The organism is Sphingomonas sp. 179-I 2A4 NHS (genome assembly GCF_045369135.1).
In the GTDB taxonomy this organism is placed as follows: domain Bacteria; phylum Pseudomonadota; class Alphaproteobacteria; order Sphingomonadales; family Sphingomonadaceae; genus Sphingomonas.
The window spans coordinates 1-12,456 of sequence record NZ_JBIQFL010000024.1; the positions used below are offsets into that span (position 1 = coordinate 1).

Sequence of the window (12,456 nt, forward strand, 5' to 3'; positions counted from 1 at the left end):
ATGCGCAAATGGGCCTGGGCGATGCCGCGCGAGCGCGCGATCGGCCTCTACGCCTCGACGCTCGCCTTCGGCATGTTCGACGACCGCATTATCGAGGATTGATCCAGGACGGAGTGACCGTCCGCTCCGGTGGCGCCGTCTAGATCAGGTCGTCGGCGGTCGCGGCAATCCACCGCCGGCACAGGGACGCCAGCGAAGCCGCATCCCGTTCGATATCCGCCAGTTCCCGCCACACGATCACGCCGCGGTCCGGCGCCGGCCATTTGGCCAGATGCTCATCATCGCTGAACGAGAAACCGGTGGTGCTGCGCGGCTTGGCACCACGATGCAACACGAGCCTGACGCCGCCCCTGCGCTCCACGCCCAGGGTGATGCGATCAGCCTCCCCAACGCCGAAGCTCGGCGCGTTCCACTTGATCCGTTCGACCAGGTCGGGGTGCGCGCTGGAGACGATCACGCGGAGCCGGTCGATCATCGCACGCGTGTCGCCGTTCAGCGACTGGCGATATTCCTCGACACTGGGCACCCGCCCCCTCCCCGGCCATTCTGTCCCACGAAGAACGGGGCCTCCACCATGGCGGCAGAGGCCCGGCGCTGAGATCAGGCCGCGCTGGTCGCGAAATTGCCCTCGCCCGCCGCTTCCTGGCGCTTCATCAGCACGCCAGCGCGCCAATAATGGAAGATGCCCCACGGCGTCAGCATCGCGACCGAGAACATCGCCCAGCGCAGCGATTCCGCGCCATAGGTCGGCCGCAACAGATCGCTGATCTGGCCCACCGCGAACGGCCCGAGGCCAAGGCCGAGCAGGCTAGTCGCGAGCAGCGTCAGCGCCGCCCAGGTCGCGCGCAGCCGCAGCGGCGCGAGGTGCTGGATCATCGCATAGGTCGGGCCGATATATGCGCCGGCGAAGATCGCCGCGACGAAGTACGAGCCCAACGCCAGCCACAGGTGATCGACGAAGTAGAAGGCCAGCGCAAACGGGAAGGCGACGATCTTCATCACCGCCACGACATAGCTTTGCGCGTAGATGCCCTTGCTCTTCGCCGCCCTATCGCACAGCCAGCCGCCGAGCATCGCGGAGAAGCCGGCAACGAACGCCGCCGGCAGCGCGACATATTTGGATACGTCCAGCATCGACATGCCGAGCGAGCGCTGCATGTAGCTCGGTCCCCAGCCAGTGACGGCATAGCCGACCAGCGAGGTGATGGTGATCGCCGCGACCAGATGGAAGGCCGCGCCGTTGTTCCACATGGTCCCGATGCCCTTCCACAAGCCCATCACCGGCGCGCCGTCAGGCTCGGCCGGCGCCTTGCCGTCGGAAAGGCCGCGGCGCGGCTCGACCACGAACAGCTTCATGATCACGGCAAGCGCAATGCCCGGCAGGCCGACAACCATCATCGCGACGCGCCAGCCATAGGAATGCGCGACGACGCCGCCGATCACGATGCCGAGCCCGCCGCCCAACAGCACGCCGAGCGAGTAGATCGCCATGGCGCTGGCCCGCCTCTCTGGCGGATAAAGGTCGGCAATGATCGACTGGCTGGGCGGGCCGAAGCCCGCCTCACCGATACCGACGCCGATGCGCGCCAGCATCAGATGGACGAAATTCTGCGCGAAGCCGCACACCGCCGTCATCGCGCTCCAGAAGGCAAGGCTGGCGGCAATGATGTTGGTGCGGCTGGACCGGTCGGCAAGCCGCGCGATCGGCAGGCCCAGCGTTGCATAGAAGATGGCGAATACCAGCCCGGACAATAGCCCCAGCTGCGTATCCGACAGCTGCAGGTCGGCCTTGATCGCTTCCATCAGGATCGACAGGATCTGGCGATCCATGAAGCTGAAGAAATAGGCCGTGGTCAGCAGCCCCAGCGTCCAGCCACGGCGGCGTAGCGCCCGTGCGTCGCGCGACTCCTGCGACCACGTGGTGCTGGCATCCATCTCGTTCTCCCCAACCCATATTATTCATTCCGGCCTATCGGCTCGGCCGGCAAACGTCAGCAGCAGGTGGCCGGCAGCAATGTTTCGTAACATCACTGCCGGCACCCGGTCAGAAGGCCTGAGACACGGCGGCTTTCAACGTGAAGCCGAGCGGCGACGCAGTGAAGCTGTCATAGTTCGGATCGAGCCGCGCGAAGGGCGGATCGCGATCGAAGATGTTGACCGCCGCCAGCGTGAAGCTGGTGCCGCTGTCGAGCGCCAGGCGGTAGGTCGCGTCGAACGTCCGCCACGATCCGATATCCTTGCCGCGCGTCACCGAGGCGCCGGCGAGGGCGCCAGCGTTCGGGCCGAAGATCGCAGGGCCCCGCTGATCGGTATAGCCATCGACATAGTTGAACTGCAGCCGCAGCGAGTGCGGGCCGGCATCACCCTGGACGTACCAGTTCCCGCGCCATTGCGGGATCGGGTAAGCCGTCGTCTGGAAGTTCAGCAGGCCGACCGCGTCGAACGCGGGCTGCACCGTGATCCCCTCCACCTGCAACGCGCCGATCTTGTAATCGATCACATAGGTCGCAGACCCGCCCACCGTCACGCGCGCCGGGCCAAGCTCGCCACGATATGCCGCCTGGAAGTCAAGGCCTGAGGTTTTCACATCGGCGCTGTTGAACACCTGGGTGCGCAGCCGGCTGACGTTGTTGATGTTGCAGCCCGCCGCGTTGAAGGTGAAGCGCGCCTGCAGCGCGGCATAGGCCGGGTTGTCGCAGTTCGCCGCGCCAGACGCGCCGAACAGCGCGTTGGTGATGCCGGACACCGGCTCCGCCTCGATCGGCCCCTTGAAGTCATAGCGCCAGTAATCGAGGCTCGCCGTGAACGGACCGCGATCGATCAGCACGCCGCCATTGTAGGTGGTCGCACTTTCCGGCCGCAGCAGGGGGTTGCCGAACACTTCCACCGCGCGGAAGCCCGTGCCGATCACCTGCAGCGACACCGCCGAGCCCGACAGGTTCTGCGGCGGCGGGCCACGGAAGCTGGTGCCGACGCCGCCGCGCAGGCCCAGCCAGTCGGTCAGCTCGATCTTCAGGCGCGCCTGCGGATCGAAGGTGGAGCCGACGTTGCCGCGATAATCCTCGTAGCGCGCCGACAGCTGCAGGTTGATCGCCTCGATGATCGGCACCTGAAGTTCGGCGAACAGCGCGTACACGTCGGCATTTTCGCTGCGCTGCGGATTGGTGCCGAGGAAGCCCAGGGCGCCGGTCTGCGGGTTGCAGGTGGCGGCCGGGTTCAGCGGCGTGCCGGGGCACGGCGTGATCGCGATGTTCGCATCATTGTTCAGCAACGTGCGGAACCAGTTCTTGCGATATTGCGCGCCCACCGCGAAGCCGATGTCCTCATCCGCCCACAGGCGGATCCCGGTGCGGCCGGACAGCGACAGGTCACCCACGAACTGCTTCGTGCGCACCTGCGTGTTGGGCGTGCGGAAGAACAGGTCGATCGTCGACAGGTCGTTGATCAGGCCCGCGCCCGGCGTCAGGCTGAACCCGGCCGGGTTGCGCGTACCGGCGAAGTTTGGATTGGGGACCCCGCTCACCGCATTCGCCGGGATCGCGGTTGAGAACGGGTTGAAATAGGTACAGCCGTTGGTGCCGGCGAGCCCGGCGAGCTGCGCTGGCGTCAGTCCAGCGCGCGAGGCGGTGGAGGCATAGGGGCAGTTCGGACCGCCAAAGCCGGCCATCGCGTTCTGCAACAGATCACCGAAGGCGTCGGTGCCGTCATAATCGCGCGCATATTCGCTGAAGGTCAGGCCAGCGTTGAAATCGATGTCGCTCGTCAGCTTGACGTTGACGTCGGCGGTGAAGCGATAAGCCTCGGTCTCGCGCTTGGAGATCGCCGATCCGCGATTGTTCTTCTCGTCTTGGAACAGGGGATTGCCGCCGAGCAGGAACGGCCGGAACAGCACGGGCAGGCCCACCGCACTATCCAGCGCACCGGTGGGTCCACGCGTACAGCCCGCGGCCGCGCCATAGAGCGTGCAATAGTCCCGCAGCGCCGGGGCATAGCCCGGGATGACGAACAGCGATCCATTGCCGAACGCTGCATTGGTCGACGGTGGCAGCGTCGGCAGATAACTCGGCGAGCTCGTCACCCTGGTGTTGGTGAAGGCGAGCAGGCCGGTCAGCCGCAGCGTGGCGCTATCGGTGATGTCGAACTCGGTATCGACCCACGCCTGGAACCGCTCTTCCGGCTCCACCAGATTGTCGAACTGCCCGAAATTGGTGAAGCAGCGGTCGGTGTTCGATCCGGGTGCGCTGCGGAAGCCGCCGAGGCCGGCACAGCCAAGATCGGTCGTCAGGTTGATGCCGCCGACGGTGCCGTTGAAGTCGAAGTTGCCGGGATTGCCGCCGCCGGTCCACGCGCCCTGCGGGTTGGTGGGATATGGCTGAACCGCGAAGTCACGATCGGTGAACCGCAGTTCGGACCGGCGCTGATAACCGAACGAGCCGAACACGCGGAAGCCATCCTGTTCGTGGCCATAGGACAGCGCACCGCCGTAATCGCCATCGGACCCGCGGATGTAGCGATAGTCGCCCGACGCCAGGAAACCCTGCTGATCGGTGCGGGTAATGAAGTTGACCACGCCGGCGATCGCGTCCGAGCCGTAGGTGGCGGCGGCGCCGTCCTTCAGGATTTCGATGCGGCCGATCGCGGCAGCGGGGAACATGTTCACGTCGACGATCGGGATGCCGAGGCCGGACGCCACCATGCGCTTGCCGTTAAGGAGGACGAGCGTTCGCTGCGGGCCAAGGCCGCGCAGATTGACGGACGCGACGCCTTCGGACCCTTGCGCACGGGTGTCGAACTGGTTGGCGTCACCCACCGTGCCGTTGGCGATGGTCAGGTTCTTGAGCAGGTCGACCGCGGTCGGCGCGCCCTGCCGCGCCAGTTCCTCGCCGGAGATGACGTCCACCGGCACCGCCAGGTTCTCCGGCGTGCCCCTGATCAGCGTACCGGTAACCACAATATCGGGGGCTGCGGTCTCTTGGGGGGTGGTCTGTACCGGGGCGGGATCGCCGCCGATCTGAGCGTGTGCCGTGCCAATCGCCAGGGCCCACGCAAGCGCCGTCGAGGCGCTTGCGCGTGCGAAAATCGCTTTCGCCATCATCTCTCTCCCGTTGCCGATCAGCGTCTGTGTGCGCCGTACCGGTTCCTCGAATAGACGATGCGCTTTCCGCTACGTCAAGCCGCTTAACGCCTCCTTCCCGCCGCCGGACATAAAAAAGCGGCGGAGCCCTGAGGAGCCCCGCCGCCGTACCGTAAATTGTGAAACGTGTTTCAATAGCCGTTGAGGCGGGCGAAACGGTCGCGGTGATAGGACGCGGTGCCCCACATCGTCTCCAGCACCGCCGCGCGCTTCAGATACAGGCCCGCATCATATTCGTCGGTCATGCCGACACCGCCGTGCAGCTGCACCATCTCGCGGCTAACGAGCTTCAGCGTATCGTTGGCGATCGCCTTCGAGAGGCTGACGGCTTGGTCGACATCCGAGCGGCCAGCGTCGATCGCCTCGAGCGCGCCCTCGACCGCGGAGCGCATCAGCTCCAGCTCGGTCTTCATCTTGGCCATGCGATGCTGCAGCGCCTGGAAGGTCGAGAGCACCTGGCCGAACTGGACGCGCTGCTTGAGGTAATCGAGCGTCTGATCGAACGCGCTGTCCGCCATGCCCAGCATCTCGGCCGCGGTCACCGCGGTCGCGCGGTCGACGATCGCCTGCGTCAGTTCCGGTCCGCCCAGCTTCTCGGCCGGCGCATCGGCGAAGGTCACATCGGCATGGCTGCGGCTGTCCGCCATCTTGCGGGTCGACACCGTCACGCCCTCGCCGCGCGGGACGAGATAAAGGCCGTCGGTTGCCGCGACGACGAACACGTCCGCCCCATCACCCTCGGCGACGAACTTCTTCGCGCCGCTCAGCTTCCCGCCCGAAACGCTGGCTTCGATCTTGCCGCCGTGAACCGGGCCTTCGTCGATCGCCAGCGTCGCCACCGCCTCGCCCGAAGCGAGCTTGGGCAGCCATTCGTTCTTGGCCGTGTCGGAGCCGCCCATCGCGATCGCGCTTGCCGCCACCGCGGTGGACGACAACGGACTCACCGCCAGGTTGCGGCCGAGCTGCTCTACCACCAGGCCAAGCGAGAGATAGCCGAAGGCCGATCCGCCGAATTCCTCCGGGATGACAATCCCGCTCCAGCCCATCTGGCCGATCGTGTTCCAGGCCTCGGTATCGAAGCCCTTTGCCGGTGCCGCGTCGCGCAGCTTGCGGAAGGCGGTGGTGGGCTGTTCGTTGTCAGCCCACTCGCGCGCCATGTCCCGCAGCATCACTTGTTCGTCGTTCAGTGCTGCCATGTGTTCAAACCCCTTAGAAGGACCTGCCGGGGAGGGAGAGCGTTCTGCCGCGCTCTCCCTCGACCCGGCCCTCTCCGACGCGTGTCTGCGCCGCGCCTAACCGTGATTACTGGTGATCAAGCATCCCGAGGATGCGCTTGGCGATGACGTTGTTCTGGATCTCGGACGAGCCGCCGTAGATCGACACCGCCTTGCCCCACAGCCACGTGCGGGTCTGCGCCAGTTCCTCGTTGCTGAAGCCCTCGCCTTCCCAGCCCAGGCCCTGCATGCCCATGATCTCGATCGCCAGTTCCGCGCGATCCTGCGTGATCCGCGCGCCGACGTTCTTCATCACGCTGGTCGCCGCGGACGGCCCGGCATTGCCCTTGGCCTCCAGCGCCGCGCGGCGCAGCGTCAGCGCGAAGGCACGCTGGTCCATCTCGTGCTTGATGATGCGGGTGCGCAGGTCGCTATCGGCCAGCTTACCCTCGGCATCGACACCACGATACTTCTTGGCGATCGACGGGATCGGCTCGCCCTGGTTCATCCGGCCCTGCGAGCCGCCGCCGCCCGACAGCGAGTTGCGCTCGTGCTGCAGCAGGCGGGTGCCGATCGTCCAGCCCTGCCCTTCCTGGCCGACCAGGTTTTCCTTCGGCACCTTTACGTTCGTGAAGAAGGTCTCGCAGAAGGGCGACGCGCCGGAGATCAGCTTGATCGGCCGGGTCTCGACGCCCTCGGCGTCCATGTCGATCAGCAGGAAGCTGATGCCGGCATGCTTCTGCGTCTTGTCGGTACGCACCAGCGCGAAGCACTTGTCCGCCCACTGGCCGCCGCTCGTCCAGGTCTTCTGGCCGTTGACGATGTAATGATCGCCCTTGTCCTCGGCGAAGGTCTGCAAGGACGCGAGGTCCGAACCGGCGCCCGGCTCCGAATAGCCCTGGCACCAGCGCACTTCACCGCGGACGATGCCCGGGATGTGCTTCCGCTTCTGCTCCTCGTTGCCATATTCCAGCAGCGTCGGGCCGAACATCATCACGCCCATGCCGCCGATCGGGTTCCAGGCCCCGATGCGCATCATTTCCTCGCTAAGGATGCGCGCCTGCTCGCGGGTCAGCCCGCCGCCGCCATATTCCTTCGGCCAGGTGGGCGTGCCCCACCCCTTCTCGCCCATCGCCTCGCGCCACTGCTTCTGCTCGGGCGTCTCGTCAGTCGGGCCATCGACGGCGGACATCGCGTTGTCCTTGCCGCGCAGGCTCTGCGGGAAATTCGCCTCCAGCCAGGCACGTGCCTCCTGGCGGAAGCCGTCGGCGCTATCGGCGGGGCGTTCGAGTTCGGCGGCAGTTGCCATCAGTTCAATTCTCCGAAGCCGATTCTGAATATCGGGTATGGCGCGAAGTCATGGCACGTTTGATCGCGGAAGCAAAGGGACATGCAAGCCCCGATCGGCTAGATCAGCGCTGAGGGGAGCCAGAGCGATGCGATTCGATCACCGCGCCGTGCCAATCGCCGTCCTGGCCATGCTGATCGACTCGATCGGCTTCGGAATCGTGTTGCCGGTACTTCCCTCGCTGATCGTCGAACTGGGCGGCGTATCGCTGGCGCAGGGCGCGCGGATCGGCGGCTATCTGCTTGCCGTCTATGCTGTGACTCACTTCTTTGCCGGCCCGGTGATCGGCAGCCTGTCGGATCGCTTCGGCCGGCGCCGGGTACTGCTGATCAGCCTTACCTGCTTCGGCATCGACTATGGGCTGATGGCGTTCGCGCCTACCCTCGCTTGGCTGTTCCTCGGCCGGGCTATCGCGGGGATCGCCGGCGCGACCTACGGCCCCGCCAACGCCGTGATCGCCGACGTCACCCCGCCCGAACGGCGCGGACAGGCGTTCGGCCTGCTCGGCGCGGCCTTCGGTGGCGGATTCATCCTGGGCCCGGCGATCGGCGGCCTGTTGGTGGAATTCGGCACCCGCGCGCCGTTCGTCGCGGCGGCGGCGCTGGCCCTGGTCAACGCCGGGGTGATCCTGTTCCTGATGCCCGAGACCCTCCCGCCGGAGCGCCGTCGCCCGTTCGATTGGCGCCGCGCCAATGCGGTGGGTGCCTTCGCGCCCTTGTTCCGCGCTGGCGGAGCGGCCGCGCTGCTCGCCGGCGCGCTCGTCTGGCAGATCGCGCACATGGTCTATCCGTCCACCTGGGCGTTCTTCGGCGAGATCGCGCTTGGCTGGGATGCGAAGGCGATCGGCTGGTCGCTCGCCGCCTCCGGCCTTTCCATGATGGTGGCGCAGATCTTCCTCATCGGCCGCGCGATCCGGCGCTTCGGCGAGGAGCGAACCGTGCTGATCGGGCTGGCCGCCGGGATGATCGTCTTTGCCGGCTATGTCTTCGCGCGGGCGGAGTGGCAGATCTATCTGCTCATCGCGCTGGGGGCGCTGACCGGCCTCGTCGGCCCATCGATTAACGCGATCCTGTCGGCACGGGTCGACGCCTCCAATCAAGGCGCGCTGCAGGGCGGCATGGCCAGCATCGCCAGCATTGCCGCGATCGTCGGCCCACTGGCGATGACCCAGGCACTGGCGTTCGGCACGGAGCGCGGCGCGGCGGGCGGCGCCTTTGCCCTCGCCTCGCTGCTCTGCGCCGTCACCTTCGCGATCTTCCTGTTCGGCGTGGTGCTCCGCCGCGGCAAGCTCGCATGATCACGTCCATGCACACACGATCCTGAAGTGCGTCACACCGGACGTGATCCGGGGTGACGCTACTTCGCAATCCCTCGCTCAGTCGCGCCCCGGCCGCCGGCTGCCGCCGGTGTCTAGGTGGAACCCGGCATCCACCCGCCATGTCTCGCCCACGATCGCCCGCGCTGCGGGATCGAGCAGCATCTCGATCGGCCCGGCAATGTCCTCCGCCTGCGGGGCCATCGCCATCGGCGTCTGCGCTGCGATCCGCTGGTCGAGCTTCGCCTTGCCCTCCACGCCCAGCGCCTTTTCGAACCAGCCGGTGCCGACATAGCCCGGCGCCACCGCGTTCACCCGGATCGCCGGCGCCAATACGCGTGCCAGGCTCTGCGTCATGGTGATCAGCGCGCCCTTGGACGCGGCATAAGCGATCGAGGAGCCGACACCGTGCAGCCCGGCGATCGAGGCGACGTTGACGACCGCGCTCATCGGCCCCTCGCGCATTGCCGGCGCACATGCGCGCACCATCTGGAAGGCGGCAATCGTGTTCAGGCGATAGATGCCGACGAAATCCTCGGCATCCAGCCCGTCCAGCTCCTCGTGCACCACATGCTTGGTGCGCCCGGCATTGTTCACAAGGAAATCGAGCCGGCCGAACGCCTCGGTCGCCGCAGCGGCAAGCTTCCGGCACTCGGCGTCCTCGGCAATGTCGGCCTGCACCGCGATCGATCCGTTCGCGACCTCGGCGGCCAGCGCCTCCGCCTCGGCGCGGCTATGGGCATAGTTGATGACGCAGCGCACCCCGCGCTTTGCCAGCCGCCGCACCACCGCTGCCCCGATGCCCGTTCCCCCACCCGTCACGATCGCCACGCCGCCGTCCATCACGCTCTCCTGCATTTTCGAACGTGGCGTATGGCATTCGCGGGATCGTGCCGCTAGCGACCGAATCATGGAGAGAGTTGAAGATCTGCTTGCCCAGCCGTTCGGCACCCTGCCGGACCTGATCCGTCACCACGCCGTGGCCCAGCCCGACAAGCTCGCGATCGCCGACGGCGACACGCAAGTCACGTACGGCGAACTCGATGCCGCCATGGACCGCGCCGCCGCCGCGCTTCAACGCGACGGTACGGTGCAAGGCCAGGCAGTGGCGATGGTGAGCTACCCCAGTGTGGCCCAGGGAATCGTCTTTCTTGCCGCGGTGCGGGCCGGATCGGTCGCCGCGCCGATCCAGCCCTCCGCCACGCCCGATCAGATCGCCGGCATGATCGCCGACAGCGGCGCGAACCTCGTTTTCCTGGATGCCGCCAATGCCGCCGCGCTGAAGGACGAGACCTTGGCCGCCCGCATCATCATGCTGGAGGAACTGGACGGCTGGCTCGCGCCTGCCGACGCCAAGCCCGCCCCTGTCAGCATCGCGCCCGATGATGGCTTCAACATCATCTATTCCTCGGGCACCACCGGCATTCCCAAGGGGATCGTGCAGAGCCACGCGATGCGCTGGCAGCATCTCTCGCGCAACAGCGGCGCCGGCTTCGACACCGCCGTCACCCTGCTATCGACCCCGCTTTATTCGAACACCACGCTCGTCAGCTTCCTGCCCACCCTCGCCTGGGGCGGCACCGTGGTGCTGATGAAGAAGTTTGACGCGCGCACGTATCTGGAGCTCGCCGAAAAATATCGCGCGACGCACACCATGCTCGTCCCGGTGCAATATCAACGCATCATGGCGCTGCCCGATTTCGACAAGTTCGATCTCAGCGCGTTCCGCTTCAAGACGTGCACCTCGGCCCCCTTTAAGGCGGAGCTGAAGCGCGACATCCTCGATCGCTGGCCCGGCAAGCTGGTCGAATATTATGGCATGACGGAAGGCGGCGCCTCCTTCATCCTCGTCGCGGACGAGCATCCGGACAAGCTCCACACCGTCGGCCGCTTGTCGCCCGGCCACCAGGCGATCCTGCTCGACGAGGAGGGCAAGGAAGTCGCCCCCGGCGAGATGGGGGAGATCGTCGGCCGCTCGCCGGCGATGATGAACGGCTATCACAAGCGCGAGGGCGCGACGCGCGACGCCGAATATTACGATGCGAACGGCAATCGCTGGATCCGCCATGGCGATGTCGGGCGGATCGACGAGGACGGCTTCCTGATCCTCATGGATCGCAAGAAGGACATGATCATCTCGGGCGGGTTCAACATCTACCCGTCGGATCTGGAAGCGGTGCTGGCGCAGCATCCCGCCGTCGCCGACTGCACCGTCGTCGGCGTGCCGAGCGAGGAATGGGGCGAAACGCCGGTCGGCTTCTACGTCCCACGCGATGGTGCCACCGCAAGCGCGGAGGAGATCCGCGCCGCCACCAACGAGAAGCTCGGCAAGACGCAGCGCCTGTCGAAACTGTATGTCGCTGACGAGCTGCCACGCAGCGCGATCGGCAAGGTATTGAAGCGCGAGCTGCGCGATCGGCTCGCCGCAGGGGATTTCCGGGGGAAAGACGCATGACCAGCCTGAAAGAGATTCTCGATGGCCTGACGCCGCTTGGCGACGCGCCGGGCTGGCGCGGCGAAATTCCGGATGGCTGGCTGCAGGGCCGCACCGCATACGGCGGGCTCTCTGCGGCGATCGCACTCCACTGCGCGATGCAGTCGGATACCGATCTGCCCCCGCTCCGCTCGGCCCAGGTCAGCTTCATCGGCCCGCTTTCCGGCCCGATCCTCGTCACCGCGCATCGCCTGCGCCGCGGCAAGAACGCCGCCTTCATCCAGGCGGATATCGAAAGCGAAGCCGGACTTGGCCTGCGCTGCACCTTCGTCTTCATGCGCGCGATCGAAAGCGAGGTGGATTACGCCACCACCACCGTCCCCGATTTCAAGCAGCCCGGCCCGGAGGAAAAAACGTTCAAGGGCAACCCGCACGTCGCCTTCACGCAGAACTTCGAATTCCTTGATCGGCGTGACGGGCCGAACCTGCTTCCCGCCGAATGGCTGCGCTGGACGCGGCTCAACGAACGCGAGGGGCTCGATCCGATGGTCGAGCTGATGGCGGTCGGCGATTGCCTGCCGCCCGCCGCGCTCCGCCTGCTCGGCCGCAACGTGCCGATGAGCTCGATGACGTGGATCCTCAACGTCCTCGGGCCGCAGCCGAAGACCGAAGACGGCTGGTGGCTGCTGCGCTCCAACGCCGATTATGCGCGCGCCGGCAGCTCCTCGCAGCAGATGGGTATCTGGAACAGCGCCGGCGAAATGGTCGCCGAACAGATGCAGTCGGTCGCCGTCTTCGCCTGATCGAGCGATGCGTTCGGGAGGGGCCGCCAAGTCCCTCCCATGCCGCACCAATGCGGCGCACATCCCGCCGTGCCGCGACAAATTGCGACACTTGCCGGCCGTAACGGCACACTCGCGCGACAGATGGGTTCCATCCCACATTTCCCAAGTAAGGCGCTGATTTCGCTGTCCTGACCATTATATTTCCTATATAAAACATGGTATTGAA

Annotated in this window: 9 protein-coding genes; 3 read left to right on the forward strand and 6 right to left on the reverse strand. The window is 66.3% G+C overall.

What is annotated here, in order from left to right; translation table 11 throughout:
• Positions 1 to 139: 139 nt before the first annotated feature.
• From ACH0CP_RS18500 to ACH0CP_RS18520, 5 genes are all read right to left on the reverse strand, one after another.
• Positions 140 to 526 (reverse strand): DUF1801 domain-containing protein, encoded by a 387-nt coding sequence (locus ACH0CP_RS18500; protein WP_294441797.1) that lies wholly within the window; start codon positions 524 to 526, stop codon positions 140 to 142.
• A 74-nt stretch (positions 527 to 600) separates the two neighbouring features.
• Entirely contained in the window at positions 601 to 1,935 is a 1,335-nt protein-coding gene (locus tag ACH0CP_RS18505; protein WP_294441796.1) for an MFS transporter, read from the reverse strand.
• Positions 1,936 to 2,044: 109 nt separating this feature from the next.
• On the reverse strand, positions 2,045 to 5,092 hold the full coding sequence (locus tag ACH0CP_RS18510) for a TonB-dependent siderophore receptor (protein WP_294441795.1): 3,048 nt from the start codon (positions 5,090 to 5,092) through the stop codon (positions 2,045 to 2,047).
• Positions 5,093 to 5,265: 173 nt separating this feature from the next.
• Positions 5,266 to 6,330: an acyl-CoA dehydrogenase family protein gene (locus ACH0CP_RS18515; RefSeq protein ID WP_294441794.1), complete on the reverse strand. Its 1,065-nt coding sequence runs from the start codon at positions 6,328 to 6,330 to the stop codon at positions 5,266 to 5,268.
• Between the two features lie 106 nt (positions 6,331 to 6,436).
• Entirely contained in the window at positions 6,437 to 7,657 is a 1,221-nt protein-coding gene (locus ACH0CP_RS18520) for an acyl-CoA dehydrogenase family protein (protein ID WP_294441793.1), read from the reverse strand.
• Positions 7,658 to 7,784: 127 nt separating this feature from the next.
• Here ACH0CP_RS18520 and ACH0CP_RS18525 point away from each other — a divergent pair, with 127 nt between their 5' ends.
• Positions 7,785 to 8,993, forward strand: a complete 1,209-nt coding sequence (locus tag ACH0CP_RS18525; RefSeq protein WP_294441792.1) for an MFS transporter — start codon at positions 7,785 to 7,787, stop codon at positions 8,991 to 8,993.
• Positions 8,994 to 9,071: 78 nt separating this feature from the next.
• Here the strand turns inward: ACH0CP_RS18525 and ACH0CP_RS18530 are convergent, their stop codons facing one another.
• Positions 9,072 to 9,854: an SDR family NAD(P)-dependent oxidoreductase gene (locus ACH0CP_RS18530; protein ID WP_294441791.1), complete on the reverse strand. Its 783-nt coding sequence runs from the start codon at positions 9,852 to 9,854 to the stop codon at positions 9,072 to 9,074.
• Between the two features lie 67 nt (positions 9,855 to 9,921).
• Between ACH0CP_RS18530 and ACH0CP_RS18535 the strand changes: the two genes are divergently transcribed.
• Complete coding sequence (locus tag ACH0CP_RS18535; protein WP_294441790.1) at positions 9,922 to 11,466, forward strand: class I adenylate-forming enzyme family protein; 1,545 nt, start codon at positions 9,922 to 9,924, stop codon at positions 11,464 to 11,466.
• On the forward strand, positions 11,463 to 12,248 hold the full coding sequence (locus tag ACH0CP_RS18540; protein WP_406875616.1) for a thioesterase family protein: 786 nt from the start codon (positions 11,463 to 11,465) through the stop codon (positions 12,246 to 12,248). The genes ACH0CP_RS18535 and ACH0CP_RS18540 overlap by 4 nt, the downstream gene beginning before the upstream one ends.
• Positions 12,249 to 12,456: the final 208 nt, after the last annotated feature.

What these genes read in the sequence shown, in the direction of transcription:
- ACH0CP_RS18540 (WP_406875616.1), top strand. Translation starts at nt 11,463, where the DNA reads ATGACCAGCCTGAAAGAGATTCTCGATGGCCTGACGCCGCTTGGCGAC.
- ACH0CP_RS18520 (WP_294441793.1), bottom strand. Translation starts at nt 7,657, where the DNA reads ATGGCAACTGCCGCCGAACTCGAACGCCCCGCCGATAGCGCCGACGGC.
- ACH0CP_RS18510 (WP_294441795.1), bottom strand. Translation starts at nt 5,092, where the DNA reads ATGGCGAAAGCGATTTTCGCACGCGCAAGCGCCTCGACGGCGCTTGCG.
- ACH0CP_RS18505 (WP_294441796.1), bottom strand. Translation starts at nt 1,935, where the DNA reads ATGGATGCCAGCACCACGTGGTCGCAGGAGTCGCGCGACGCACGGGCG.
- ACH0CP_RS18525 (WP_294441792.1), top strand. Translation starts at nt 7,785, where the DNA reads ATGCGATTCGATCACCGCGCCGTGCCAATCGCCGTCCTGGCCATGCTG.
- ACH0CP_RS18530 (WP_294441791.1), bottom strand. Translation starts at nt 9,854, where the DNA reads ATGGACGGCGGCGTGGCGATCGTGACGGGTGGGGGAACGGGCATCGGG.
- ACH0CP_RS18535 (WP_294441790.1), top strand. Translation starts at nt 9,922, where the DNA reads ATGGAGAGAGTTGAAGATCTGCTTGCCCAGCCGTTCGGCACCCTGCCG.
- ACH0CP_RS18515 (WP_294441794.1), bottom strand. Translation starts at nt 6,330, where the DNA reads ATGGCAGCACTGAACGACGAACAAGTGATGCTGCGGGACATGGCGCGC.